A 25,341-nucleotide genomic window follows, 5' to 3' on the forward strand; every position below is an offset into this window, starting at 1 on the left:
TGCCTTGGTGAATGGGTAATTAAGCCAAATGATTTTTGAAGAAATCCATTGTGCGATCCCATGCCAAATTGGCAGCATTAGGGTTAAATTGCAATGGTGGCAGATGCCTTACATCAGACTTAGGGTTGGCAAAAGCATGCTTCGCGTCATAACGCTGAAAGTCGCAATCCACTCCAGCCAGCTTTAACTTTTCCTCCAACTGATCAACGCCAGCAATCGGAAAGAACTCATCGTGGATAGCCCAATGGGCCAGCATCGGCTTCTTAATGGCTTGAGCATCAACATATTCCAGCGGAGGATAACCGTACCAGACCACAGTTCCATCGGACTCCGGGACCAAGCCAGCAGAGAGGACCGTCAAGGCACCACCCATGCAAAATCCTGTAACAGCGACTTTAGCGCTACCAGTGGCCTTGAGATATTGAACTGCTCCGCGTATATCCTGGCTAGCTGCGTCCCCAAAGTTGAGGTCATTCATTAAGTGCTCGGCTTCGTTTGCTTCAAGGGCTAGCTTGCCCCGATAGAGATCGGGAACCAAAGCCCGATAGCCTGCATTCGCCAATCGATCAGCAACGGCTTTAATCTCATCATCCAGACCCCACCACTCTTGAATCACAACAACCCCTGGCGCACTCTTGGCATCAGCAGGTTCAACTAGATAAGCATTCACGGTTTTGCCGTCAGGCCTTTGAAATGTAATCATCACAATCTCTCTATTTTAGAAATCTTTTTTATTGGGGTATTTACTTCGCTGGTTGATCATTATGAATATAGCCGACCAACCAGAAGGTAAGCAAGCCGCAACAGGCTGCGCCATAGCCCACCAAGTTATAGTGCTCCATCTTGCCATCCACCCCAATGGTGACAACGACGCCGGCAAGCACCGAGGCCAATCCTGAAGCCAGCATCTGCACCGAACCAACCAGGCTCATAAAGGTGCCGCGGATCTTAGCCTCGACCACTTGGCTAACAATCGCCATCGCAGGAATCATACGACCAGAAACCAGCACAAAAAACGCGGTGGAATTAATCAAGACAAGCCACAGGGGAACAGGTACAAGATTGGTGGTTACTAGCAATGGAATCAGACTCACTACAGCGAGGACTCTAAAGGTTTTTACCTTACCCAGCCGATCAGACATTTGCCCAATCAAGCGAGAACTCATTAAGGTTGCAATGCCACCGCAAAGGTAGATCAAGGAGATGTAGGAGTTATCGATTCCGACATTGGAGGTGAGGTAAAGCGCGATGTACGGGATTACTGAAAAGCCCGTCAACATAATGAGCGCCATGAAAATGAATGCACGCAGATGCTGATGGGCAAAAAAGATATTCCAGATTTGACGAAGGCGACTACCCTCATGAGTATGGCCGAGATGACCGGCGATCTTCGGAATATTGCGATATCCCAAATACAAAATCAAACTGGAGATCAGTGCAATAAAAATAAATGGTGCACGCCATCCCAGGGATGGAATGTTATTCGCTAAAAATAGACTCAGCGGCACACCCGCAACCGTCGAGACAGAAAACGCAGACATCACTGTACCGAGAGCCTTACCTCTTCTCTCAAAAGGAATGGAATCTGCAACAATCGTCTGCACCAATGAACCCAGTATTCCGCCAAAGGCACCAGCAAAAGCGCGTGCAATAAATAGCGAGTGGTAATCCGGAGCTAAGCCGCAAATCAATGTTGCGATGATGAAGCAGGCATACAAACTAAGTAGAAGCACCCTGCGCTCAAAGCGATCCACAAAGTAGGTCGCAAAGACGCCTGCTATTGCAGCAGCAAAAGTGTAAGACGATAAAAGAAGTCCGAACTCATGGGTATTGATATTGAGCTCTCGAATAAATTCGGGACCCAATGGCATCATGATCATGAAATCCAGGATATGTGTGAACTGAATGCCAGCCAAGGAGAATAAGAAAAAGCGTTCTTTCTGCTTTCCTCCGGGCATATATTTCTCTGTCAATGTTGTCTTTACTTGGTGGTGGGGATATGACATTATCAACCTTGAAGGCCAATAGCGCTTGGTCGCGAACTAAAGATATCTATGCCATGAGCGATCCCATCCTCGAATTCCCTTACATCACCTTGCTCGCGAATATTGCCTTTGGCGTTGCTGGCCTCACCCTAATCCTCATTTTTCATGGGAGCGCCATTAACCACGTTTACATGCGGTTCGAGCGACTCACCAAAGCCAACTTAGCCTTGGTGCAATATAACCGCGTCTTTTTTCACTTTTACGCCTCTTTCGTCTTCATTGCCCTGATCCATATTGCGGAGATTTTACTTTGGGCTGTATTTATCCTCAAATTTGATTTGATTGAGAAGCCACTTGATGCCATCCTTTTTTCGGGGAGCTGTTACACAACCGTTGGCTTTGTAACCGACATCCTCCCTGAAGGCTGGAAAAGTCTCGCCTTCTATATTGCCTTTACCGGCCTCTTCTCCTTGGCCTGGACGACTTCCATCATGATCGGCATGACAAATGCTTATAAAAATGCCTGGAATCAGAAATACCAGTCGCCAGGCGCAGAGTTGTAAAAGCCATCACCGCACTTCAGTAGTGATGGTTTTTGCAATAAATAATGGAAAAACAGCGGAAATTAGTGTTTTTTCATCAATTTCAGCCAATTTTTAGCTATTTTGAATACAGCTCCTGGGTTGTAATGGCGGCTTTTTGCGCCTCATCGCTGAATGTAATAGCCGTATACACAACGGGTTCCAGAGCGGGATGGGTCATGCGTATCCTGAATCACTCCATCAATAACAGCGCTTAAGTGCTTGGAAACCTTCACAATGAGGGCGCCATTGGGCAACTCATCAGCCCTCATGTGAACCTGACACCCTGCTCCCACCTTCATTGTGGGAATCCATTCAAAACCATAGCTCAGGATGTAGTCATGAAATACATTGCGGTGATTTCCATTTCGAGGTGAAGAGCCCTTCGCGTTGAGTCGCCTTGCGAGCTTGTCATTACGCCGCTCCGCATAGGCCGTATTAGCTATCCTCAAATCCTCATAGACCTTCATATAGGGAATCTGAGCTGCAATGGCGATCGCCCGAACGACGCAATCCCCAGCCCCACCCTTGAAGCCAGCGGCCTCCCTACCCCCATCATTAAAGCAAAAATCCAGCGTTCGACCAGGCGAGCGCTTCAAGTTATTAAAAGGATTAAGAAAGCCAAACATGAATAAAGATATGGTCGATATCAAAGAAAAATGGACTTGTCTTTCGACAAATCCATTTCGCTTTGCAACTAAGTCGATGTGGACTTAAGCATGCACCTTTTTGACTTCCAAGCGCCATGCATGCAATAAAGGCTCAGTGTAGCCATTTGGCTGCTCTAGACCTTTAAAGATCAAATCGCTTGCTGCTTTATACGCATAAGAATCTTGGTAGTTGGGCATCATAGGCTTGTACAAAGAATCGCCAGCATTCTGACCATCCACTACTTTAGCCATGCGTTGCAATGTTTCATTTACCTGAGCTTCAGTCACAATGCCGTGCAATAACCAGTTAGCAATATGCTGACTAGAAATACGCAAAGTCGCGCGATCTTCCATCAAACCTACGTTATGGATATCAGGCACCTTGGAGCAACCAACACCTTGGTCAATCCAGCGCACTACATAACCCAAAATACCTTGGCAGTTGTTGTCCAACTCTTGTTGAATTTCTTCTTTAGACCAGTTGGCTTTTTCCACGACAGGAATGGTCAACAAGTCATCAATCAACGCTTCTGCTTCAGCAGCAGTATCTAACTGCTCCATTTCTTTTTGAAGTTGTGCAACATTGACCTGATGGTAGTGCAAAGCATGCAAAGTAGCTGCTGTTGGTGATGGAACCCAAGCAGTGTTTGCACCAGCCTTAGGATGAACAATCTTTTGCTCAACCATCGCCTTCATCAAATCTGGCATTGCCCACATTCCTTTACCGATTTGAGCGCGGCCACGTAGGCCACAATCCAAACCAGCCAAGACGTTACGACGCTCATAAGCTGACAACCATTTGCTGGTTTTCATATCGCCTTTGCGCATCATTGGGCCGGCGTGCATAGCTGTGTGCATTTCATCGCCAGTACGGTCCAAGAATCCGGTGTTAATAAAGGCGACGCGCGCACCTGCGGCAGCGATAGCGGCTTTAATATTTGCGCTCATGCGACGCTCTTCGTCCATGATGCCCAATTTCACTGTATCGGCTGGCAAGCCGAGCAACTTCTCGACACGACCGAAGAGTTCGGCGGCGAATGCAACCTCTTCTGGGCTATGCATTTTTGGCTTCACAATGTAAACCGATCCCTTGCGGGTGTTACCAATTTTTTGCGTTGCTGGACGATTGATGTCGTACAGAGCAATCAATACAGTCACTACCGCATCCAAAATACCTTCGTAGATTTCCTTGCCGTCTCCAGTAATGATTGCTGGATTGGTCATCAAGTGGCCCACGTTGCGGAGGAACAATAAAGAGCGGCCATGCAAAGTAACAATGCCATCTTTAGCGTCGACTGCACCAACACCCGCTTTGTATTGGCGATCTGGATTTAATGCGCGAGTAAATGTCTTACCGCCCTTGCTTACTTCCTCAACCAGAGTGCCCTTCAAAATGCCTAACCAGTTTTCATAGGCGAGAACCTTGTCATCGCCATCAACAGCGGCAATAGAATCTTCCAAGTCCAAGATGGTAGAAAGCGCTGCCTCTAAAACAACATCGTTTACACCTGCTGGATCGCTAGAACCAATGGTCTTGCTCTTATCAATCTCAATATCAATATGAACGCCGTTATTGCGCAGCAATACAGATGATGGAGCAGAAGCATCGCCTTGATAGCCAACGAATTGCTTTTCATCAGCTAAACCCGTTTTGCTGCCATCTTTCAAAGCGACAACCAGCTTGTTGCCGTCAACAGAGTAGCCAGCTGAATCGCGATGTGAGCCCTTAGCCAATGGAGCAGACTGATCCAAGAAGTTACGCGCGAAGGCAACTACTTTTGCACCACGTACTGGGTTGTATGCGCCAGCTTTAGTAGCGCCATCTTCCTCAGAAATAACATCTGTACCGTAGAGAGCATCGTACAAAGATCCCCAACGTGCATTAGCAGCATTTAATGCATAACGCGCATTGAGTACTGGAACCACCAATTGTGGGCCAGCCTGAAGCGCTAATTCATCATCAACGTTTTTGGTTGTGCCAACAACCTTGCCTGGCACTTCATCTAAATAACCAATTTCCTTGAGATGCTTGCGATATGCAGGCATATCTTTAATCGGGCCAGGATTAGCTTGATGCCATTTATCCAAGTCCGCTTGCAAGCGATCACGCTTTGCTAACAAAGCCTCATTCTTTGGACTGAGTTCTTTAACGATCTCGTCAAATCCCTTCCAGAAATCCGCACTCTTGATGCCTGTTCCAGGCAAAACTTTATCTTCGATAAAGCGATAGAGAGGAGTTGCTACTTGAAGGCTATTGCAAGTTGTACGCGCAGTCATCTGAAAACCCTTGGAGCTAGTGTTATTTGGTTAATTAAATAAGTAAAAGAATATTTTCCATTAATTCTGGAAAGGATGCTGAAGGAGAATGGTTTCATCACGCTCAGGGCCCGTAGAAACCATGGCAATCGGCTTTCCGGCAACTTCTTCGATACGGCGTAAGAACTTTTGAGCTTCTGCTGGGAGTTTGTCCCATTCACGGATGCCAAAAGTCGTCCCCTTCCAACCTGGGAAATCCTCATAAATTGGCTCACAACGCGCAACTGCTTCAGCGCCTCGTGGCAATACATCCAATGTTTGACCATCTAACTTGTAGCCAACACACAGGCGGATTGTTTCAAGACCATCCAAGACATCCAACTTCGTGATGCAAAGACCAGAGAGGCCGTTAATCTGAATGGAGCGCTTCAATGCCGCCGCATCCAACCAACCAGTACGGCGTGGACGGCCAGTCACTGAACCAAATTCTTTACCGACCTCAGCCAAACGCACTCCGATCGGATCCTGCTTGGCAGGATTATCAAAATCGTATAACTCACTTGGGAAAGGGCCCGCACCAACACGGGTGCAATAGGCTTTAGTGATGCCCAAGATATATTGCAAGGAATCTGGCCCAACACCAGATCCAGCAGCTGCGTTACCCGCTACGCAATTGCTCGATGTGACGTATGGGTAAGTGCCATGATCGATATCAAGAAGGGTGCCTTGCGCACCTTCGAATAATAAATTTTGACCAGCCTGTTCTGCAGCATACAAGGCGCTAGAAACGTCAACCACCATTGGCTTAATACGGTCAGCATAAGCCATCGCTTCATCCAATGTTTTTTGAAAGTCTACTGACTCCCCACCGTAGTAGTTGGTGAGCATGAAATTGTGATATTCCAAGTTCTCACGCAACTGGGTTGCGAACTTTTCTGGATAGAACAAATCCTGCACACGCAATGCACGGCGCGCAACTTTATCTTCATACGCTGGGCCAATACCACGACCAGTAGTGCCAATCTTCGCATCCCCACGACGTTTTTCACGCGCGTGATCAATCGCGACGTGGTACGGCAGAATCAATGTGGTTGCCTCGGAGATCTTCAAGCGCGACTGAACATCTAATCCAGCAGCCTCGAGCTCACCGATCTCCTTAAACAAAGCCTCAGGAGAAAGCACTACACCGTTACCGATATAGCAAATCACATTCTTGTGCATGATTCCGGAGGGAATCAAACGCAGAATCGTTTTCCTATCGCCAATGATTAAAGTATGGCCCGCATTATGTCCGCCCTGAAAGCGCACTACCGCTTGAGCATGATCGGTTAACCAATCAACCACTTTGCCTTTGCCCTCGTCACCCCACTGGGTGCCAATGACTACGACGTTACGACCATGAGCTTGTTGCTTTGAAGACATAATGAAATCCAAAAGGTAATTACAGAATTAGTTCGTTATTAAATAAGCTTCTTTACTTCTTTTTCACTTCCCATGAGCTACCCTGCTTTACCAGCTCACGTTCACACAGATATTCCGCAGTTTCTACTGCGTCGCCCGCCAGCGCCTGAATTACCACTTCCCCCACTTGCCGCAATTGAGCAATTTTATTAGCTAAGCTGGCATCTTCGATCCAAGGCGCCACGATGGCGGATTTGCGCTGGGCCAGCGGCGATAAATTCGCCAAGGTAAGCAAATCCATTGAAAAACCGGTGGCTGGACGCGCGCGTCCAAACGCTTGACCAACATGATCATAGCGACCACCACGCGCGATCGGCTGCGGTAGCTTGTCAACATAGGCGGCAAACATCACACCGCTGTGATATTGATAGCCACGCAAATCAGCCAGATCAATACTCAGCTCCACATCATTTGAGAAACAGGCGGCAGCTGTTGATAGCCTCTCTAATTGCGCCAATGCTTCATCAATGCACTTGTGCTTAGGCAGAATCTGTTTTGCCTTAGCAAGAACTTCTCCACAAGGGCCATTTAATTCGGTCAACGCCAATAGCGCCTCTGCTGATTTGGCAGGCAAGCACTTCGCCCAAATAGCTAAGCGTGATCGATCCTTGCTTTGCAGTAATGAATAGAGAGCCTCAACATCTTCTTTGCTAATGTTTTGACCATCCAAAATTCCCTCTAGGACACCTGCGTGTGAGAGATCTAGATAGACGGTATTTAAACCAGCAACACTTAAGGTTTTTAATAGCAATGAGATCGCCTCAAAATCCGCCTCCCAAGTGGCACAGCCATAAATTTCAGCGCCCAGTTGTAGTTCTTCGCGAGCTGCACTACCTACCGGCGTCCGTGCATGCGCAATAGAGCCGGCATAGCAAAGACGCGTGACACCCTTACGATTTAACAGATGCGCATCAATACGCGCTACCTGCGGCGTCATGTCTGCGCGCAGACCTAGAGTGCGACCAGAGAGTTGATCCACCAACTTGAAGGTTTGCAAATTCAGATCAGAGCCGGTGCCGGTCAACAATGAATCCAAGAACTCCAAAATCGGAGGAGCAACCAATTCATAGCCATAGGATTGATACAAATCCAAAATGGCGCGACGCAAAGTCTCGACCTTGCGAGCTTCTGCCGGCAACACATCAGCAATATCTTCAGGAAGTAACCAACGATTCATGATCTGAAATATTCACTTTCCATTATTTTTTGTGCAAGAACTTGAAGAACTCGCCGTTCGGCTCAACCACCATGACGTCCTTCTTATCCTTGAATGAGCTACGGTAAGCCTCAAGACTCTGATAGAACTGTGCAAATTGGGGATCGCGCCCAAAAGCCTCGGCATACAAAGCAGTTGCTCTCGCATCGCCCGCACCCTTAATCTTTTGCGCATCACGATAGGCTTCAGCCAAAATCGTGTCACGCTGACGCTCCGCATTCGCCCTAATCTTGTCAGACTCGGCAGCACCGGTTGAGCGCAATTCATTGGCTACACGCTTGCGCTCTGCTTCCATGCGGCGATATACAGAATCACTAATCTCCGCCAAGAGATCAACACGCTTTAGGCGCACGTCCACAATTTCAACGCCAATGTCAGCAGCATCATCAGCAACCTTCTTACGAATACCTTGCATCACTTGCTCGCGCTGATCAGAAATCAATTCACGAACAGTGCGCTTAGTGAACTCTTCATTCAGAGCTGAACGAACCAGCTGAGTTAAACGGTCTTGAGCCAAACGCTCATCACCCTTAAAGCTGATAAAGAATTTACGCGGATCAACAATTCTCCACTTCACATAGGAGTCCACCAAGAGGTTTTTCTTCTCGGCAGTAATGAAGCGCTCTGCTTCAGGATTGTCGATCGTTAAGATGCGGCGATCAAAGAATCGCACACTCTCAAATGGTGCCGGGTATTTGATTTGCAAACCAGGCTGCTCGATCACTCGCACGATTTGCCCAAATGAGAACACCACAGCAAAGTTACGCTGATCAACAATAAAAATACTAGAAGCCAAAACATACGTTAAGGCAATCAATCCAGCTAAGGCCGCAAGCAAACGATTCGCGTTCATTATCTTGCCTCCCGATCGCGACTACGCAAGCCATCGCGCTTATCGGTCGAAGAATTTGCCGCGGGTGGAGTTGTTACTACAGGATTGGCCGCTGCAGGTGCCGGCGCATTGCCTGTTGCACCACCGACAGTGACTGAACCTGTTGGGGTGCTTGTAGGAGCTTGGCCAGTAGCCGCTTGAGTGCTTTCGGCACTGACTTGCGCCACGATCTTATCTAAAGGAAGATACAGAAGGCTATTGCTCTTGGTGGTATCAACCAACACCTTGGTTACGTTGTTATACATCTCTCGCATCGTGTCGATGTACATGCGGTCACGGGTCACACCAGGCGCCTTAGCGTATTCAGCTTGAACTTGTTTAAAGCGGGCCGCATCACCCTCGGCCGTTGCCACTACACGAGCCTTATATCCCTCAGCCTCCTGAATTAAGCGAGCCGCGGTCCCCTTTGCGCGAGGAATAATGTCATTGGCGTAAGCCTGGCCTTCGCTCTTCAAACGCTCCTGATCTTGACCGGCTTTCACGGCATCATCAAACGCAGCTTGAACTTGCTCTGGGGGCTGCACGTTTTGTACGGTGACGCTAGTGACATAGATGCCCGTCTTGTAGCTATCCAGAATCTTCTGAATCGAGCTTGCGAGATCAATACCGATTTTTTCGCGCCCTTCATAGAGCACCGTATCCATCTTGCTACGCGCAACGATTTCACGTACGGCGGTCTCAGCCGCTTGAATTACTGCAGCATCAGGATCGCGGTTGTTAAATAAGTAATCCGTTGGATCCTTGAGGCGGTACTGAACTGCAAAACGCACATCGATGATGTTTTCATCTTCGGTGAGCATGGATGAATCTTTTTGATTGGTTGCCTTAATCAACACAGGGCGACCAACCTCTACAGATCGCACACCAGATAGATTGACCGTCTCTTGAGACTGGATGGGCCAAGGCATACGCCAGTTAATGCCCGGCTTAGCGGTGTAGTCATACTTACCAAAAGTAGAGATAACACCTGCTTGGCCTTCCTGAATGATGAAGAAGCCGCTGCAAATCCAAATCAAGAAGACGCCACCCACTGCCAATAAAACGGTGGCTTTAGAGCCAAACGGATTGGTGAAATTAAATTCAGGCGCACTCATGCCGCCGCCATTGTTTCCACCCCCGCTATTGCCACGTTGTGATGGCGGAGGGATATCAGTGCTACTGGGCTTATTCGCGGGTTTTGCGGATGAGCCGCCTGGTTTTTTCTTGCCGCCAAAGATTCCAGCAAGACGATCATTAAAGTCGCGCCACAACTCGTCCAGATCGGGTGGGCCATCTGGTTTGGCGGGTTGGTTATTTGACTGCGGGTTTTTGGGCTGAGCTTCTACCGGCTTGTCGGACTCTGGATTAGATTGAGGGGCTTGACCCCCGCCCTGCCCATCTTTAGCATCTTTGGGTCCACTTCCGGGGTGACTATTACCCCAGCCTGGATCATTTACCGAAAACAGCTCAAGAAATTTACGCATTGTTTGGTGAATATTTTCGGTTGGGAATCGGATTAAATTCAGAAGTCTCTGGTCGTTCGGGTAAAGGAGCTAAAAACTCGTCTGGGGCCATCTGGACCTTGGCACGATTCTGCTCGACCCTTATTCTATCAGTCATTTGAGAGCATTCGGCCAGGGCGGAGCGTAATAAATCGAGCCCCAGGCCAGTCCTAGCCGACAGGAAAATCTGACTCGGAATACCCTCAGAATCCCGCACTAAAACCGCACCCTCTGTAAAGGTTTGGGGCATTTGATCAATTTTGTTCATGACCTCAATCCGAGGGATGTCATCCGCCCCGATTTCGCGTAAAACCGCCTCTACTTCCGCCTTTTGCTCACGAGCAACCGGGCTACAGGCATCAATAACGTGCAATATCAGGTCGGCATGGATGGTTTCATCCAAAGTGGCTCTAAACGCCTCTACAAGCTGATGCGGCAATTCTCGGATAAAACCTACGGTATCGGAGACCACAATTGAGCCCACTTCGTCCAAATGGACCTTTCTGGAGGTGGTATCCAGGGTGGCAAAAAGCTGGTCGGCCGCATAAGTGCCGGCTTTTGTCAGGGCATTAAATAAGGTGGATTTGCCGGCATTGGTGTATCCAACCAAGGAAACCGAGAAAACATCCTTGCGGTTTCTGGCCCTTCTTTGGGTTCTTTGCTGGCGCTGAAGCTTTTCTAGCTCGTTTTCGAGGCGCTTTGCCTTGGTTGCCAGCATGCGGCGGTCTAGCTCCATCTGGGTTTCACCCGGTCCACCGCGCACACCGATACCGCCACGTTGACGCTCCAAATGACTCCAAGCGCGCACCAGACGTGACATGCGGTAGCGCACCTGAGCTAGCTCTACTTGGGTTTTACCAATGTGACTTTGCGCTCTTTGGCTAAAGATATCCAAAATGAGGCCGGTACGGTCCATTACATGAAAGCCAATATGGCGCTCAAGGTTACGTTGTTGCGTTGGGGAAAGCGGGTGATTGAAAATCGCCAGCTCAGCGCCCTGCTCTTCCATCACCTTCTTGAGCTCATTTGCCTTGCCGGATCCAATAAACAAAGCGGGATCGGTTCTACCCTTTCGGGCAATAACGCTGGCTGTGGGTATAGAGCCGGCACTATCAGCCAGGAGGCTGAGTTCTGCCATGCTATCTGCAAAATCCTCGCGTCCAGTATCTACACCAACCAGGACAGCGCGAGCCGCATCTACACCGGTTTTATACAGGGCTAACTTCTTCCGTACGGAATTCAACTGCACGAGCAGGAACGATCGTGGAGATGGCGTGTTTGTAAACCATCTGCGTCACGGTATTACGCAACAACACGACATACTGATCAAAAGATTCAATATTGCCTTGTAACTTGATACCGTTTACCAAATAGATTGAGACAGGTACATGCTCTTTGCGCAGGGCATTGAGGAAAGGATCCTGTAGTAATTGGATTTTGCTGTTATTCATACTGCTCCTTTTGGATTTTTAGGCTTTTTTATTTAGGGAGTCTTGCTTTTTTATTAATGCAACTTACGCTAACTGTCTACCTCTGGCATAAGGGGTCTGATTCATCAAAATCAAGCCCCATCCACCAATCAATTCAACATCATTAAAACTGTACCTGGGTTTTTATACCTTTTTACTTCTTTTTGCCCTTTTTGCCTTTGTCTGCGTCAACATAAGGGTTTTTGGCGGTATTCATCTGAATGCGCAAAGGCGTGCCGCGCAACTTAAATACGTCACGGAAACGACCTTCTAGATAGCGCTTGTAGCTATCCGTTACACCACTTAAAGAGGTTCCATGAATCACCACAATGGGGGGATTCATGCCACCTTGGTGGGCATAACGCAATTTTGGGCGGCCCATACCCACACGCTTAGGCTGCTGATGCTCAATAGCCTCTTGCAAAATGCGGGTGAGTTTTGGTGTTGGCAACTTAGCCATAGCTGCGGCATAAGCTGCATCCACATCCTTAAACAACTCTTTGAGGCCTGTGCCCTTTTTAGCAGAGATCGGATGCACATTAGCAAAATCAAGGAAGCGTAGTTTTTGCGCAATCTCTAAACGCGCACGCTCTTTGACATAGGAATCAATGCCATCCCACTTGTTCACGGCAACCACTAATGCACGCCCTGCTTCAACAATAAATCCGGCAATATGCGCATCTTGTTCAGAAATGTCTTGCTGGGCATCGAGCATGAGGATGACCACATTGCAATCCGCAATCGCTTGCAAGGTTTTGACAACAGAGAACTTCTCAATCGCTTCGAATACTTTGCCACGGCGACGCAATCCAGCGGTATCCACCAAGATGTATGGCTTACCGTTACGCTCAAACGGAACTTCAATCGCATCACGGGTCGTTCCAGGCATATCAAACGCGATCACGCGCTCTTCGCCGATCAACTTATTGATTAAGGTCGATTTACCAACGTTTGGGCGACCCACTACCGCGATCTTCATCGGGCGGTTCGGATCATCATCCTTGTCTTCTGGTTCCGGCTCGGGGATGCCCAATGAATCCAAGGCATCATCAATTAAGCCGCGTACCCCATCACCGTGTGCTGATGAGATCGGAAATGGCTCACCCAATCCCAGCTCATGAAAGTCCGCAGTCACAACACCTGCCTGCATGCCTTCCGTTTTATTTACTGCCAAGATGACCGGTCTACCAGTCTTGCGTAAGAAATCCGCAATCACTCGATCTTGTGGCGCCATACCTAAACGGCCATCCACCAAGAAAATAATCACATCGGACTCAGCAACGGCTTGCTTGGTTTGCTTGGCCATCTCGGCCACGATACCGGTCTTAGCAACAGGCTCAAAACCACCGGTATCCACACAAATAAACGCACGCTCACCAATGCGACCTTTGCCGTAGTGACGATCCCGGGTTAAGCCGGAGAAGTCCGCTACCAAGGCATCACGTGAACGCGTGAGGCGATTAAAAAGCGTCGATTTACCAACGTTAGGACGACCGACAATAGTAATTACTGGATTCATTTTGGACTGTACGCCGCTAGTTTTCCACCTTGAGATTGAATCAAGATGAGGCCGTTCACCGCAATCGGTGCGGCTGTAATTGGACTGCTGTCATGACGAATCCGTGCAAGCATCTCGCCATTCTCTTGTGAGAGTGCATGCACATAACCTTGCGCATCACCCACGAGTAAAACTCTTCCTACGGCCATGGGCTCACCAACATCTCTAAAAGTCAGCTGGGTATTTTCCCAAACCTGCGAACCATCTTTCACAGCAAATGCAGTGACATAAGACCTCTCATTAGAGGAGAACACCAAATTAGGACCTTGGGCTGTACCGGTATAGCTAGAGTAGTCCTTGAACCACAGTAGGTTTCCAGTACGCGCTTGGCCACAACCGACTCGGCCTTGATAAGAAACTGCGCAAATAATCTCGCCTTCCATACTAGGCTTAGCAGTCACATCATTTAAGCGTTCAATTTCTGAGAAGCCTTTTGGAAAGGAAATCGGTGTCTCCCAAACCAGACCGCCATTCGCAATCGCGATCATCCCAAAGCGACCACCAGCAAAGCCAGTCACAATCACTTCATTGCCAATTGGGAGCATGCCGTAGCCAACCCGCAAAGATAAGGCGGATTGTTGACGTTGATAAGTCCATTTACGTACGCCAGTTTGGGCATCCAATCCAACAAAGCGGTTATCCAAAGCGCGGATCACCACTACCCCACCAGCTACAACAGGCTCAGTCAATACTTCGCTACCAACATTGAAATTCCAAATCGGCTTACCGGTATCGTCATATGCATACACAGTCCCCTTGGTTGTCACTACGGCCGTCGTGCGACCGTCGGATCCTGGGCCGATCGATAAACGATCCGGTACTGACACTTCCCAGATCTTCTCTCCAGTGCGCAAATCAATCTTCGCTAAATTACCGCGATGGGATGCCGCATAAACGGCATCGCCAGCAACCGCTGGATGAAAGTTAAATGACTCAGACGAGCCAACACCAGTTGACCAAACGGGAGTCAGATCAAATTGATTGCTGACAGGAACGAGCTCCGCCGGCTTACGCACACGTGAGCCACCTGAACAGGCCACCAAGGCAACAACAGCAGAGCCAATGACAACAGCTGTAGTTACTAGTTTTGCTACACGTTTGCAATCCACCATCACTGAGCCACTCCTCCAACGGCATCTAACTTCACTTTTAAGAGGCGGTGCGCCTCTTCCGGAAACTCTTTTGATTGATCTAACTGCTTCCAAGCTGCCTCATAACTCTTACGCGCATCCGCAGTATTCTTCTGCGCCAAATACCAATCTCCACGGCGCTCCATCCAAAGTGCCTCAAATCCGGCAACTGGCTTCTCATTCAAAATAGCATCCGCCTCAGCAAAATCCTTTTTAGCGCCCTGCTCAATGAGTTGAGCAGCTAAACGCAATTTAGCCAAAGCCAGGTAGCCCTTGTCAGAGGAGTTCTTCGCCGCCCAGCGCAAGTAATCCATAGACTTAGCAGCATCACCCGCATCAGAAGCAATCTTGGCAGCAACCAAACTAGACATCGCCGCATAAGGCGTGCCAGAGAATTGCTTTTGCAAATCGTCGGCCGCTCGCAAAGTTTGATCCTTGTCACCCTTACCAATCGCAGTCACCATTGTTTCGTATAACTGAGAAGCGGCTGCAGCTTGACTTGTACGCCACCATTGGTAGCCGCTATAGGCTGCATAGGCAAACAAAAGCACAGTCGCAACACCGGTAATCAGGTTGCGATACTTTTGCCAAAACGCTTTAAATTGCTCTAACTGTTCTTGTTCTTCTAGGTCTAAAGGCATGTCATTCCAAGCTAATAAATACAGTATTAATAATGAATATCTTCATTCTATTCGGTGGCGCCCACAATGGCATCAATTACAGCATCCACCACGCTATCCAAGGCTACCGCCTTTTGCTCGCCACTGGTGCGTAAATCCTTGAGCTGAGCTTCGTTTTTAGTCATCTCATCAGGGCCAATAATGACAGCATAAGCCGCCCCACTCGCATCAGCTTTCTTCATTTGGGACTTAAAGCTCGCTGTTTGGCCATCTGGAGGGCAAAACAGAATCACATCAATACCAGCATTACGCAAGCGTTCCGCAATAATCATGGCCGCAGTAAGGGTCTCGCCACCCTGATGAATCACAAAAGCATCGCATTGAGCTTGTGGCACCGGCAGAGATCCTGAAACCTTCATCAACTCCAGAACGCGCTCCATCCCCATCGCCCAACCACAAGCTGGGGCAGCTTTACCGCCCATACGCTCAATGAGGGGGTCATAACGACCGCCGCCAGCAATCGTTCCCTGTGCACCCAGTTCTTCGGTAATCCACTCAAATACCGTCAAGTTGTAGTAATCCAAGCCACGCACCAAACGAGGATTGATCTTGCAAGGGATGTTGTTGGCTTTAAGCAAAGCCTGAACTGCCTCAAAATGCTTCAAGGACTCTTCACCCAGGAAATCCAATAACTTCGGCGCGCCTTCAATCAAATCCTGCATTGCTGGATTCTTAGAATCCAAGATACGCAATGGATTGGTCAGCAAACGACGCTGTGAATCTTCATCGAGTTGGGCTTGATTCTTCTCAAAGTAGGCCACTAGAGCAGCGCGGTGCTCAGCACGCTCATTTGCCTGCCCGAGAGAATTGATCTCTAGGCGCACACCTTTCAAACCCAGCTCATCCCAAAGACGCTGACCCATCAAAATGATTTCTGCATCAATATCAGGACCGGCAAATCCAAGAGCCTCAATACCAAACTGATGAAACTGACGATAGCGACCACGTTGTGGACGCTCGTGACGGAACATCGGGCCGGTGTACCAAAGGCGCTTTGGCCCTTCGTAGAGCAAATTGTTCTCAATGACGGAACGCACTAAAGCAGCAGTACCTTCGGGGCGCAATGTCAGCTGCTCGCCATTGAGGCGATCTTCAAAGGAATACATCTCCTTCTCAACAATATCAGTCACCTCACCAATGCCACGCTGAAATACCGCCGTCGCCTCCACAATCGGAGTGCGCAGGAACTCATAACCGTAAGCACGAGTTAAATCACGCAAGACATGCTCTAAATGTGTCCACTGAGCAGCATCGGCGGGCAAGAGATCATTCATGCCGCGTACGCCATTAATTTTTTGAATCTTTTGTGCTTTTACTTGCTCGGTCATGATGTGCATAGAGTTATCTTGATTGCTATTGTTATTATTTTGGCGCTCTCGGGGATTGCTTATTTAGGTGCGTAGTTCTGATTCACGTAATCATCAACAATCAACTGAAACTCTTGGGCGATATTGTCACCACGCAAAGTTTTCACTTTGACGCCATCAACAAAGACAGGTGCCGCTGGAGTCTCACCAGTACCGGGCAATGAGATACCAATATTGGCATGCTTGCTTTCGCCTGGACCGTTCACGATGCAACCCATTACAGCGACATTCATATTCTCAACGCCGGGATGCGTCTTTTTCCATACCGGCATTTGCTGACGTAAATAGGACTGAATATTCGCCGCTAGTTCTTGGAAGGTCGTACTGGTTGTTCTGCCACAACCAGGGCACGCAATCACCATGGGTGTGAAATTACGCAGACCCATGGTTTGCAAGATTTCTTGGGCAACGATGACTTCATTCTCGCGCGGTGCGCCTGGGTCTGGAGTCAGTGATACGCGAATGGTATCGCCAATGCCTTCTTGCAACAAAATAGCCATCGCCGCCGTAGAGGAAACAATCCCCTTGCTTCCCATGCCCGCTTCAGTGAGACCCAAATGCAAGGGATATTCAGAGCGACGTGAAAGATCGCGATATACAGCTACCAAGTCTTGCACGTTACTGACTTTACAAGACAATAAAATTTGATCGGGGTTCATGCCGAACTCCACCGCTTTTTCAGCAGACTGTAGCGCCGACTGAATCAAGGCCTCGATCATCACTTCTTGCGCAGTCTTTGGGACTGCCAATGCGGCATTGCTATCCATAATGCTGGCGAGCAAATCTTGATCTAGGCTCCCCCAGTTCACACCAATCCGAATCGGCTTATCGTATTTACATGCCGCTTCAATCATTTGCGCAAATTGGGGATCGCGCTTAGCGCCTTTGCCGACGTTGCCCGGATTAATGCGGTACTTTGATAAAGCCTGAGCGCAGTCCGGGTAGTCGTTTAATAAGGTGTGGCCGTTGTAATGAAAGTCGCCAATCAACGGCACTAAGACATCCATCTTGTCTAACTGCTCACGAATGTAGGGAACGGCTGCAGCGGCAGCTGGTGTATCGACCGTGATACGCACCATCTCCGAACCGGCGCGGGCTAATTCTTTTACCTGAATCGCGGTCCCTACTGCATCAGCAGTATCGGTGTTGGTCATCGACTGAACGCGAACGGGTGCATTGCCACCAATCGTAATGATGTTGGTTTTCCAGGCTACCGTAGCCTGACGCGTAGCGCGCTTAGGTGCTGGACCTAAAGGCAGCTTTGGAAGATTGTTTGATAAATTACTCATGTAACTTTTTAAATACATCAATCGTCTAATCTTTTGAGCCATTGCACTGGATGCTCAGTAGACTGCGCATCTTGACTGTCATCTTCATCGTCTTGTTCGTCATGAACAATTTTTGCATCATGCACTGCGCGCTCACGCACACGTGTGCGATCGACCACATCACCTGCTAGCTGACCACAGGCTGCGGCAATATCATCCCCACGCGTTTTACGTACAGTAGCCACCATGCCGGCATCTAACAAAATGCTGGCAAAGGCATGAACCCGTTGCGATGGTGAACGCTTTAACCCCGACTCAGGGAAAGGATTGAATGGAATGAGATTGACTTTGCACTTAATGTTCGCCAGCAAGCGCACCAATTCTTTTGCCTGAATGTCAGAATCATTCACGCCATCGAGCATGCAATATTCAAAGGTTAAGAAGTCCCTTGGTGCAAACGGTAAATAGCGCTCACAGGCAGCAAGCAATTCTCGTAATGGATATTTTTGATTCAGTGGCACGAGTTGATCGCGCAACTTATCGTTCGGCGCATGCAATGACACTGCCAATGCTACTGGACAATCTTTTGCCAAGCGATCGATCATCGGCACCACGCCTGATGTAGAAACGGTGACACGACGACGTGATAGGCCATACGCTCTATCGTCGAGCATGAGGCGCAAGGCGGTTACGACATTGTCGTAATTGAGTAGTGGCTCGCCCATGCCCATTAAGACTACGTTTGAGATCACTCGGCCAGTATGTTCCCAGCCTGGCGTTGGATATTCTTCAACACGGCGCACAGCATTGGGATCATTACGCAGCAGGTGCTCAGCAAACCAAAGCTGACCAATAATCTCGCCTGCAGTTAGATTACGAGAGAAGCCTTGATGCCCTGTTGAGCAAAAACGGCAATTAACCGCACAACCCGCTTGCGAGGAGATGCACAGAGTACCGCGATCATCTTCGGGAATAAATACCGACTCCACGGCATTGCCAGCCCCCACATCCAGCAACCACTTACGGGTGCCATCATGCGCTTGCTCGTCTTTTAGTACCGGGAGAGAAAGAACTTCTGCTTTATCGAGCAAGCTCGCTCTAAAGCTTTTAGCTAAATCACTCATGTCATTGATATTAGAAACACCGCGTTGGTGTATCCATTGCATGAGTTGCTTCGCCCGAAAGGGCTTTTCATTCAACCCCGCGACATACGCCGCCATTTGGTCGGCGTCAAAATCTAAGAGATTTACGCGCGGGGAGGTCAATGCGCCTACTTATGTATAAATAGCTTGTTCGTTAACAATCGTCAATTAACGATTGAATACGTTCATGCCAGGGAAGAAGAATGCCACTTCCACAGCAGCTGTTTCAGGAGCGTCTGAACCATGCACAGCGTTAGCATCAATGCTGTCAGCAAAATCAGCGCGGATTGTGCCTTTTTCTGCTTTCTTAGGATCAGTAGCACCCATCAAATCGCGGTTCTTAGCAATAGCGCCTTCGCCTTCTAATACCTGAATCATTACAGGACCAGAAATCATGAAGCTCACCAAATCTTTGAAGAAAGGACGATCTTTGTGAACGCCGTAGAACTGCTCGGCTTCATTTTGTGACAAGTGCGCCATTCTGGACGCAACAATCTTCAAACCAGCTGATTCGAAACGGTCATAGATCTTGCCGATAACGTTTTTTGCTACAGCATCAGGTTTGATAATAGAAAGGGTGCGTTCAATAGCCATGTAAAACTCCAATAGTGATTTCAAAGGTTTAAGCTGAAATGGCACTTCAAGGGGCTTGGAGAGGACTCCTCTCCCGCCTCCTATAGCGCACTAGGATTTCAGCGACCCCCGAATTATACATCGCCTAACCGTATTTACCCTGATCTAGGTGGGGCTAAGCCTTTGAATTTACAGGGCATAACCCTGCGATTTGTAGTCCTTTATCCCCTGATCTGATTGGGGGCTTGAAATTCACCCAATTTGTCTATACTTGCTGACAACAGCCCCTCGTGGGCTCGTGTAATTACTTAGAAGAAGGAGTCAATATGAGTGATCTGAACTCTTACGGCTTTGGGCAATCTAGCTCGATTAGCACCCCCCAGATACGCAACCGCGTACTGCGCAACACTTATGCCCTCTTGGCACTCTCGATGGTTCCTACCGTCATTGGCGCCTGGCTTGGCGTTGCCTTTGGACTAAACATCATGGCAGGTAGCCCATTTATGGGTTTCATCGTCTTTATGGCGGTCGCTTTCGGCTTTTTCTGGGCAATTGAGAAAAACAAGGACACTGGCCTAGGCGTTCTACTGCTCTTGGGCTTCACTTTCTTCATGGGCATCATGATGTCCGGCTTAATCGGCTACACACTCAACAGCTACAGCAATGGTGCTGCTTTGATTATGTTGGCCTTTGGTGGCACAGCGACAATTTTTGCTGTCATGGCCAGTATTGCGACCGTCAGCAAGAGTGACTTCTCTGGCTTGGGTAAATGGTTGATGGTTGGCGTGCTGCTCTTGATCGTTGCCTCATTGGCAAATATCTGGCTACACCTCCCTGCTCTGATGTTGACTGTGATGGTTTTGGCAATCGCGATCTTCTCCGCATTCATCCTGGTGGATGTACAACGCATCATCAATGGCGGTGAGACTAACTACATCATGGCTACCCTGGCAATCTATCTGGACGTATACAACGTCTTCACAAACTTGCTGGCACTCTTAGGTATTGTTGGTGGTGATAGAGACTAAGCTGTCATTGCATCGCTTCAGTGCTGACTGAATAGAAAAGGTGCCTGATTAGGCGCCTTTTTCTTTGTCTCAAGATTCATTAATGCTAGGTAGCATAGGGCCTTTCAAATACCGCCATCGACTCCACATGGGAGGTGTGAGGGAACATATTAACAATGCCCGCGCTCTTGAGAGTATAGCCAGCCTGGTGACACAAAATCTCGGCATCCCGCGCAAGTGTTTTAGGATTGCAAGAAACATACACAATGCGTTGAGGCGGTAGGTCACTACCCTGCTCATGCAATTGCGCTAATGCCTGACAAATCTCCATTGCACCTTCACGCGGTGGATCCATCAACCAACGATCCGCTTTACCCCACGAAGCAATGGTCTCGGTGCTCACCTCAAATAAATTGCTCTGCATAAAGCTTGCTTTATCAGCCAGGCCATTATGAAGCGCATTTTCATTGGCCCTGGTGGTTAAGCTCGCCAAGCCCTCGATACCCAACACACTCTTTGCTCTTCTTGCCAGCGGCAAGGTGAAGTTACCAATGCCACAGAACAAATCCAGTACACGATCAGATGGCTTTACCTCCAACAGGCGAATGGCGCGACTAACCAGCGCGCGATTCATCATATGGTTCACTTGTGTGAAATCCGCCGGCTTAAACGGCATTTCCACCTCAAACTCAGGCAAGCGATAACAAAGCTTGCCAGTCAATGGGTAAAACGGCGCGACGGTTTCAATCCCTTTGGGCTGCAACCAAATCCATACCTGATATTGATCAGCAAAATCCTTAAGTAATTGCTCATCGGCAGGCGTTAAGGGTAAGAGCGTGCGAAATACCAATGCCGTTACCGGCTTTAATTTTTTGAGGTCATCAGAATTTGGATCCTCAGGCTCACCTACGGCGATTTCAATTTGGGGCATGCGATCAACGATCGATAAACCCATCACCAATTTGCGCATTTCCGGAAGCAGATCAGAGACATGTTTAGGCAAAATCTCACAAGCTGTCATATCCGCTACATAGCCACTCTTGCCCTCATGAAAACCGATCAAAACAGTGCCTTTTTTGATCGAGCGATTGACAGCGCTCAATCGTGCGCGATGACGGTACTCCCAAGCGGGACCACCCATCGGACGAAGAAGTTCTTCAGGCGCGACTTTCGCAATGTGTTTTAGATCATCTTCCAATACACGTTGCTTCATGGCAACCTGCGCCCGAATATCCAAATGCTGCATCGTGCAGCCGCCACAGACGCCAAAGGCTTTGCATTTGGGCTCAGCCCTAAATACAGCGGGTTTTAATATGTCGAGAACTTTGGCCTTACTAAAGCGGGCTTTATCACGGGTAATCACGTAAGAAACCAACTCAGTGGGCAATGCGCCTTGAATAAAGACCACCTTGCCGCTTTGGCCTTGCGCAGCCTCTTCTTCATTTGGCGCCAAACGCGCTATCCCTTGCGCATCAAGATCAAGAGACTCTACCCGCACTGGCTCAGTCACGACGATATGAACTGGCTTTTCTCCTCTACGCATCCGGAGCAAAGCCTAAAAGATATTCTTGCCATTGCGCGCCATTAGGTTCTTTTGCGAGATTCTCCAAATACTCTTTTACGAAAATGATTTCTTCTTTGTACTCTTCCAAAGAAAAGCCGCCGCGCATCAATTGAAAGCGGCAATACATGAGATAGGTATTCACCACATCGGTTTCACAATAGCGTCGAATGTCATCGATCTTGCCATCTTGATAGGCTGGCCAAACCTGACTGCCATCCATCCCCATCTTGCCGGGGAATCCGCAAAGTTTTGCCAAGCCATCCAATGGGGCGTTAGCACGACCATTGAATTTTGCTAAGAGATCCATCATATCGAGATGGCGCATGTGATAACGGCTGATGTAGTTATTCCACTTAAACTCGCGGCTATCGTTTTCTTGACTCTCGCCCATCTCCCAATAGCGCGGTGCTTGCACATGATTGGCTAAAGCGCGGTAATGCAGCACTGGCAAATCAAAGCCACTGCCATTCCATGAAACCAATTGCGGAGTGTATTTTTCAATGAGCTCAAAGAAAGTTTGAATGAGCACCTTCTCATCATCTTCTGACGTTCCCAGGGTGCCTACCTTGATTTGAGGCGAGCCATCTTTAGTGGTCCTACGAATGACGCAAGAGATAGCGCATATGCGCTGAAGGTACAAAGGAAGAAACTCACTACCGGTTTTCTCGGCACGCTCAGCCATCGCTTTTGCAGCAACCTCGCTATCTGACATCGAGTCTGGATAATCGTCAAGTCGACGTAAGCCCGCGACATCGGGAATCGTTTCAATATCAAATACGAGAACAGTTGCCATACTCAATTAACGAGAAATGAATTAAGCGGCAATTACTGCAAATATGGCGTTGGATTTACCGGTTTGCCATTTACACGTAATTCAAAGTGGAGCTTGACTGCATTCGCATCGGTGTCACCCATTTCGGCAATCTTTTGCCCCTTCTTAACCGTATCACCTTCTTTTACTAACAGTGTGCGGTTATGGGCATAAGCGGTTAAGTAGGTATTGTCATGCTTGATGATCACAAGATTGCCATAGCCACGCAGACTATTACCGGCATAGACTACCTTGCCATCGGAGGCGGCGGCAACTGACTCACCGAGTTTTCCAGCGATATCAATACCCTTATTCTTATCATTGAACTCTTCGGTAACTTTACCTTTAGCGGGCCATGACAAACGAATGCCTGGCTCAGCAACCATTTCTTTTGAAGCATCTGCTTTAGGAGCATCTACTTTAGATGCGTCTGCTTTTGGTACATCTGTCTTTGGAGCATCGATATTGCTTGGGGTTTTGCTTACCGGCTTAACAGGAGTCTTTGGACCGGCTGGCGGTCTTACCAAAATCAGATCTCCCACTTCAATCTGATTGGGGTTGGACATATTGTTCCACTGCGCCACATCTCGAGGGGACTGACCATTATCCAAAGCAATGCGCGCCAAGGTATCGCCGCGTTTGACGCGATAGTACCCAGGAGGAGCTGGCTCGCTGCTACCACCACTGCGATCAACTACATTCGCAGGCTTAGCGCGCGGTGTTGAAGAGCAACCCACATTGACTGCTAATGAGGCAATAGCGGCAAGCAATAGAAGGAGTTTGGCGATTGAAGTCATTGGATCTCTCATACTACCCCTGATTGTAAGGGGACAAAAAAGACCTCGTCCAGAACGGTTCTTTGGTAGCGCTGGGAGCTCATTCGCTCGACCATAATCAATTGCTGCTCTTTTTCATTTTTGGCAACTGGGGCAACTAAGCGACCGCCAATAGCCAACTGATCCAATAAGGCATCCGGAATACCCAAGCCAGCGGCAGCCAGGATGATTCCATCAAATGGGGCTGCTTGAGGAAGACCCAAAATGCCATCACCATAAATGAGTCGCAGATTATTAATCCGAAATGGCCTCAACTTAGCCCTTGCCATGTCATGCAATGGACGAATACGTTCAATTGAATAGACCTCATCCGCCAACAAACTGAGGACTGCCGCCTGATAACCGCAACCTGTGCCGATTTCTAAAACTTTGCCAAGCTTGTGTCTTGGCTTATGCAGCAACTCGATCATGCGAGCCACTACGGATGGCTTAGAAATCGTTTGAGAATGTCCAATGGGTAAAGCGGTATCTTCATAAGCTTGTGGATGCATGCCCGCATCCATGAAAGCATGACGCGGCACTGTAGCGATCGCTTCTAATGTTTTGTGGTGCTTTACCCCAGCAGCGAGTACTTTCGCTGCTAAGGCGTGCCGATGACCGGCATTCCGTTCTACTGCAGGCTTCAACCGCGGTCCCAACCATTAGCACGCATGGCCGCTAGACGGGCGTGATGCGTTAAGTCCAACTGCATTGGCGTAATGGAAATGCAGCCATCATCAATCGCATGAAAGTCCGTTCCTTCAGAGCTATCTTTAGCATCCCCTGCTGCGCCAATCCAATAAATCTCTTCGCCACGTGGGCTTTTTTGCACCACTACCGGCTGAGAATGGTGGCGATTACCCAAGCGGGTAACGCGCCAACGATATAAATCAGCATAGGGTCGATTAGGAATATTGACGTTCAGTAAAGTTGCCGCGCCTTCTGTATGCGCAAGCTTCGATACCAACATTTGCGCGACGATATCGTGAGCGGCTTTAGCGGCATCATCAATACGATTCCAGCCTTTATCAATTTGCGAGAAGGCAATGCCGGGTACACCAAACATGACACCCTCGACAGCGGCAGCCACAGTACCGGAGTACAGAGTGTCCTCACCCATGTTCTCGCCTTGATTGATGCCAGAGACCACGAGGTCCGGCTTCTCTTCCAAGAAACCGGTCATAGCGATATGCACACAATCGGTTGGAGTGCCGTTGACGAATAAAAAACCATCGCGCTCACCGCCCGCTACTCGATGAATCGACAGCGGTCTAGACAGCGTTAATGAGTTAGAGGCGCCACTGTGATTTTGCTCAGGAGCAATCACGGTCACGCGACCCAATGGACGAATCGCATTGACCAGAGCTAAAAGACCTGGCGCAAGATACCCATCATCGTTAGAGATCAGGATATGCGGCTGTTGATGTTCTGACAT

23 protein-coding genes and 1 pseudogene are annotated in these 25,341 nt (G+C 48.7%); 2 read left to right on the plus strand and 22 right to left on the minus strand.

Going from position 1 to position 25,341, the window contains the following annotated elements; translation table 11 throughout:
• Positions 1 to 19: 19 nt before the first annotated feature.
• Together FD960_RS05855 and FD960_RS05860 are read right to left on the minus strand one after the other, a co-directional pair.
• Positions 20 to 703 carry a dienelactone hydrolase family protein gene (locus FD960_RS05855; protein ID WP_215297848.1) on the minus strand — a complete coding sequence of 228 codons (684 nt, stop codon included), beginning with the start codon at positions 701 to 703 and terminating at the stop codon, positions 20 to 22.
• A 40-nt stretch (positions 704 to 743) separates the two neighbouring features.
• Positions 744 to 2,006, minus strand: coding sequence for an MFS transporter (locus FD960_RS05860; protein WP_251369743.1), 1,263 nt, complete (start codon positions 2,004 to 2,006; stop codon positions 744 to 746).
• Between FD960_RS05860 and FD960_RS05865 the strand changes: the two genes are divergently transcribed.
• A complete protein-coding gene (locus FD960_RS05865; RefSeq protein WP_251369744.1) occupies positions 2,000 to 2,548 on the plus strand; it encodes a hypothetical protein in 549 nt (182 codons plus the stop codon). The two genes, FD960_RS05860 and FD960_RS05865, sit on opposite strands and share 7 nt — an antisense overlap.
• Positions 2,549 to 2,691: 143 nt before the next feature.
• On the opposite strand, the gene FD960_RS05870 is transcribed toward FD960_RS05865, so the two are convergent.
• From FD960_RS05870 to ndk, 15 genes are all read right to left on the minus strand, one after another.
• Positions 2,692 to 3,195 carry a hypothetical protein gene (locus FD960_RS05870; protein ID WP_251369745.1) on the minus strand — a complete coding sequence of 168 codons (504 nt, stop codon included), beginning with the start codon at positions 3,193 to 3,195 and terminating at the stop codon, positions 2,692 to 2,694.
• 84 nt (positions 3,196 to 3,279) lie between these two features.
• Positions 3,280 to 5,493 carry a malate synthase G gene (locus FD960_RS05875; protein ID WP_215297849.1) on the minus strand — a complete coding sequence of 738 codons (2,214 nt, stop codon included), beginning with the start codon at positions 5,491 to 5,493 and terminating at the stop codon, positions 3,280 to 3,282.
• A 60-nt stretch (positions 5,494 to 5,553) separates the two neighbouring features.
• Entirely contained in the window at positions 5,554 to 6,894 is a 1,341-nt protein-coding gene (locus tag FD960_RS05880) for an adenylosuccinate synthase (protein ID WP_215297850.1), read from the minus strand.
• Positions 6,895 to 6,946: 52 nt separating this feature from the next.
• On the minus strand, positions 6,947 to 8,110 hold the full coding sequence (locus FD960_RS05885; protein WP_215297851.1) for an ATP phosphoribosyltransferase regulatory subunit: 1,164 nt from the start codon (positions 8,108 to 8,110) through the stop codon (positions 6,947 to 6,949).
• A gap of 22 nt (positions 8,111 to 8,132) precedes the next feature.
• Complete coding sequence (hflC, locus tag FD960_RS05890) at positions 8,133 to 9,002, minus strand: protease modulator HflC (protein ID WP_215297852.1); 870 nt, start codon at positions 9,000 to 9,002, stop codon at positions 8,133 to 8,135.
• Positions 9,002 to 10,504, minus strand: coding sequence for an FtsH protease activity modulator HflK (gene hflK, locus FD960_RS05895; protein WP_215297853.1), 1,503 nt, complete (start codon positions 10,502 to 10,504; stop codon positions 9,002 to 9,004). The genes hflC and hflK overlap by 1 nt, the downstream gene beginning before the upstream one ends.
• The gene (hflX, locus tag FD960_RS05900) at positions 10,497 to 11,771 is read right to left on the minus strand and encodes a GTPase HflX (RefSeq protein WP_256441636.1); all 1,275 of its coding nucleotides are present in this window, start codon (positions 11,769 to 11,771) and stop codon (positions 10,497 to 10,499) included. The genes hflK and hflX overlap by 8 nt, the downstream gene beginning before the upstream one ends.
• Positions 11,731 to 11,973 carry an RNA chaperone Hfq gene (hfq, locus tag FD960_RS05905; protein WP_173960446.1) on the minus strand — a complete coding sequence of 81 codons (243 nt, stop codon included), beginning with the start codon at positions 11,971 to 11,973 and terminating at the stop codon, positions 11,731 to 11,733. Before hfq ends, hflX begins: the two co-directional genes overlap by 41 nt.
• Before the next feature lie 172 nt (positions 11,974 to 12,145).
• Positions 12,146 to 13,510: a ribosome biogenesis GTPase Der gene (der, locus tag FD960_RS05910; protein ID WP_215297854.1), complete on the minus strand. Its 1,365-nt coding sequence runs from the start codon at positions 13,508 to 13,510 to the stop codon at positions 12,146 to 12,148.
• Complete coding sequence (gene bamB, locus FD960_RS05915) at positions 13,507 to 14,661, minus strand: outer membrane protein assembly factor BamB (RefSeq protein ID WP_215297855.1); 1,155 nt, start codon at positions 14,659 to 14,661, stop codon at positions 13,507 to 13,509. Before bamB ends, der begins: the two co-directional genes overlap by 4 nt.
• Positions 14,661 to 15,320, minus strand: a complete 660-nt coding sequence (locus FD960_RS05920; RefSeq protein WP_215297856.1) for a tetratricopeptide repeat protein — start codon at positions 15,318 to 15,320, stop codon at positions 14,661 to 14,663. The genes bamB and FD960_RS05920 overlap by 1 nt, the downstream gene beginning before the upstream one ends.
• 47 nt (positions 15,321 to 15,367) lie before the next feature.
• Positions 15,368 to 16,687, minus strand: coding sequence for a histidine--tRNA ligase (hisS, locus tag FD960_RS05925; protein ID WP_215300617.1), 1,320 nt, complete (start codon positions 16,685 to 16,687; stop codon positions 15,368 to 15,370).
• A gap of 59 nt (positions 16,688 to 16,746) precedes the next feature.
• Positions 16,747 to 18,015 (minus strand): flavodoxin-dependent (E)-4-hydroxy-3-methylbut-2-enyl-diphosphate synthase, encoded by a 1,269-nt coding sequence (ispG, locus tag FD960_RS05930; RefSeq protein ID WP_215297857.1) that lies wholly within the window; start codon positions 18,013 to 18,015, stop codon positions 16,747 to 16,749.
• 17 nt (positions 18,016 to 18,032) lie between these two features.
• Entirely contained in the window at positions 18,033 to 19,214 is a 1,182-nt protein-coding gene (gene rlmN, locus FD960_RS05935; protein WP_215300618.1) for a 23S rRNA (adenine(2503)-C(2))-methyltransferase RlmN, read from the minus strand.
• Between the two features lie 90 nt (positions 19,215 to 19,304).
• A complete protein-coding gene (gene ndk, locus FD960_RS05940; RefSeq protein WP_215297858.1) occupies positions 19,305 to 19,730 on the minus strand; it encodes a nucleoside-diphosphate kinase in 426 nt (141 codons plus the stop codon).
• 305 nt (positions 19,731 to 20,035) lie between these two features.
• On the opposite strand from ndk, the gene FD960_RS05945 reads away from it, so the two are divergent.
• Positions 20,036 to 20,737 carry a Bax inhibitor-1 family protein gene (locus FD960_RS05945; RefSeq protein WP_215297859.1) on the plus strand — a complete coding sequence of 234 codons (702 nt, stop codon included), beginning with the start codon at positions 20,036 to 20,038 and terminating at the stop codon, positions 20,735 to 20,737.
• Between the two features lie 85 nt (positions 20,738 to 20,822).
• Here the strand turns inward: FD960_RS05945 and rlmD are convergent, their stop codons facing one another.
• The 5 genes and pseudogenes from rlmD to surE form a co-directional block, all read right to left on the minus strand.
• Complete coding sequence (rlmD, locus tag FD960_RS05950) at positions 20,823 to 22,259, minus strand: 23S rRNA (uracil(1939)-C(5))-methyltransferase RlmD (RefSeq protein ID WP_215297860.1); 1,437 nt, start codon at positions 22,257 to 22,259, stop codon at positions 20,823 to 20,825.
• A complete protein-coding gene (locus FD960_RS05955; RefSeq protein WP_215297861.1) occupies positions 22,252 to 23,073 on the minus strand; it encodes a 3'-5' exonuclease in 822 nt (273 codons plus the stop codon). The genes rlmD and FD960_RS05955 overlap by 8 nt, the downstream gene beginning before the upstream one ends.
• Before the next feature lie 32 nt (positions 23,074 to 23,105).
• Positions 23,106 to 23,888: a peptidoglycan DD-metalloendopeptidase family protein gene (locus FD960_RS05960; protein ID WP_251369746.1), complete on the minus strand. Its 783-nt coding sequence runs from the start codon at positions 23,886 to 23,888 to the stop codon at positions 23,106 to 23,108.
• Positions 23,889 to 23,896: 8 nt separating this feature from the next.
• Positions 23,897 to 24,520, minus strand: a pseudogene (locus FD960_RS05965) (protein-L-isoaspartate(D-aspartate) O-methyltransferase); the annotation flags it as partial.
• Between the two features lie 29 nt (positions 24,521 to 24,549).
• Complete coding sequence (surE, locus tag FD960_RS05970) at positions 24,550 to 25,341, minus strand: 5'/3'-nucleotidase SurE (RefSeq protein ID WP_215297864.1); 792 nt, start codon at positions 25,339 to 25,341, stop codon at positions 24,550 to 24,552.

The organism is Polynucleobacter sp. AP-Nino-20-G2, from assembly GCF_018688235.1.
In the GTDB taxonomy this organism is placed as follows: domain Bacteria; phylum Pseudomonadota; class Gammaproteobacteria; order Burkholderiales; family Burkholderiaceae; genus Polynucleobacter.

Coding starts and splice junctions, on each gene's coding strand:
- FD960_RS05855 (WP_215297848.1), bottom strand. CDS start 703: ATGATTACATTTCAAAGGCCTGACGGCAAAACCGTGAATGCTTATCTA.
- FD960_RS05865 (WP_251369744.1), top strand. CDS start 2,000: ATGACATTATCAACCTTGAAGGCCAATAGCGCTTGGTCGCGAACTAAA.
- FD960_RS05860 (WP_251369743.1), bottom strand. CDS start 2,006: ATGTCATATCCCCACCACCAAGTAAAGACAACATTGACAGAGAAATAT.
- FD960_RS05870 (WP_251369745.1), bottom strand. CDS start 3,195: ATGTTTGGCTTTCTTAATCCTTTTAATAACTTGAAGCGCTCGCCTGGT.
- FD960_RS05875 (WP_215297849.1), bottom strand. CDS start 5,493: ATGACTGCGCGTACAACTTGCAATAGCCTTCAAGTAGCAACTCCTCTC.
- FD960_RS05880 (WP_215297850.1), bottom strand. CDS start 6,894: ATGTCTTCAAAGCAACAAGCTCATGGTCGTAACGTCGTAGTCATTGGC.
- FD960_RS05885 (WP_215297851.1), bottom strand. CDS start 8,110: ATGAATCGTTGGTTACTTCCTGAAGATATTGCTGATGTGTTGCCGGCA.
- hflC (WP_215297852.1), bottom strand. CDS start 9,002: ATGAACGCGAATCGTTTGCTTGCGGCCTTAGCTGGATTGATTGCCTTA.
- hflK (WP_215297853.1), bottom strand. CDS start 10,504: ATGCGTAAATTTCTTGAGCTGTTTTCGGTAAATGATCCAGGCTGGGGT.
- hfq (WP_173960446.1), bottom strand. CDS start 11,973: ATGAATAACAGCAAAATCCAATTACTACAGGATCCTTTCCTCAATGCC.
- der (WP_215297854.1), bottom strand. CDS start 13,510: ATGAATCCAGTAATTACTATTGTCGGTCGTCCTAACGTTGGTAAATCG.
- bamB (WP_215297855.1), bottom strand. CDS start 14,661: ATGGTGGATTGCAAACGTGTAGCAAAACTAGTAACTACAGCTGTTGTC.
- FD960_RS05920 (WP_215297856.1), bottom strand. CDS start 15,320: ATGCCTTTAGACCTAGAAGAACAAGAACAGTTAGAGCAATTTAAAGCG.
- hisS (WP_215300617.1), bottom strand. CDS start 16,687: ATGACCGAGCAAGTAAAAGCACAAAAGATTCAAAAAATTAATGGCGTA.
- ispG (WP_215297857.1), bottom strand. CDS start 18,015: ATGAGTAATTTATCAAACAATCTTCCAAAGCTGCCTTTAGGTCCAGCA.
- rlmN (WP_215300618.1), bottom strand. CDS start 19,214: ATGGCGGCGTATGTCGCGGGGTTGAATGAAAAGCCCTTTCGGGCGAAG.
- ndk (WP_215297858.1), bottom strand. CDS start 19,730: ATGGCTATTGAACGCACCCTTTCTATTATCAAACCTGATGCTGTAGCA.
- FD960_RS05945 (WP_215297859.1), top strand. CDS start 20,036: ATGAGTGATCTGAACTCTTACGGCTTTGGGCAATCTAGCTCGATTAGC.
- rlmD (WP_215297860.1), bottom strand. CDS start 22,259: ATGCGTAGAGGAGAAAAGCCAGTTCATATCGTCGTGACTGAGCCAGTG.
- FD960_RS05955 (WP_215297861.1), bottom strand. CDS start 23,073: ATGGCAACTGTTCTCGTATTTGATATTGAAACGATTCCCGATGTCGCG.
- FD960_RS05960 (WP_251369746.1), bottom strand. CDS start 23,888: ATGACTTCAATCGCCAAACTCCTTCTATTGCTTGCCGCTATTGCCTCA.
- surE (WP_215297864.1), bottom strand. CDS start 25,341: ATGTCAGAACATCAACAGCCGCATATCCTGATCTCTAACGATGATGGG.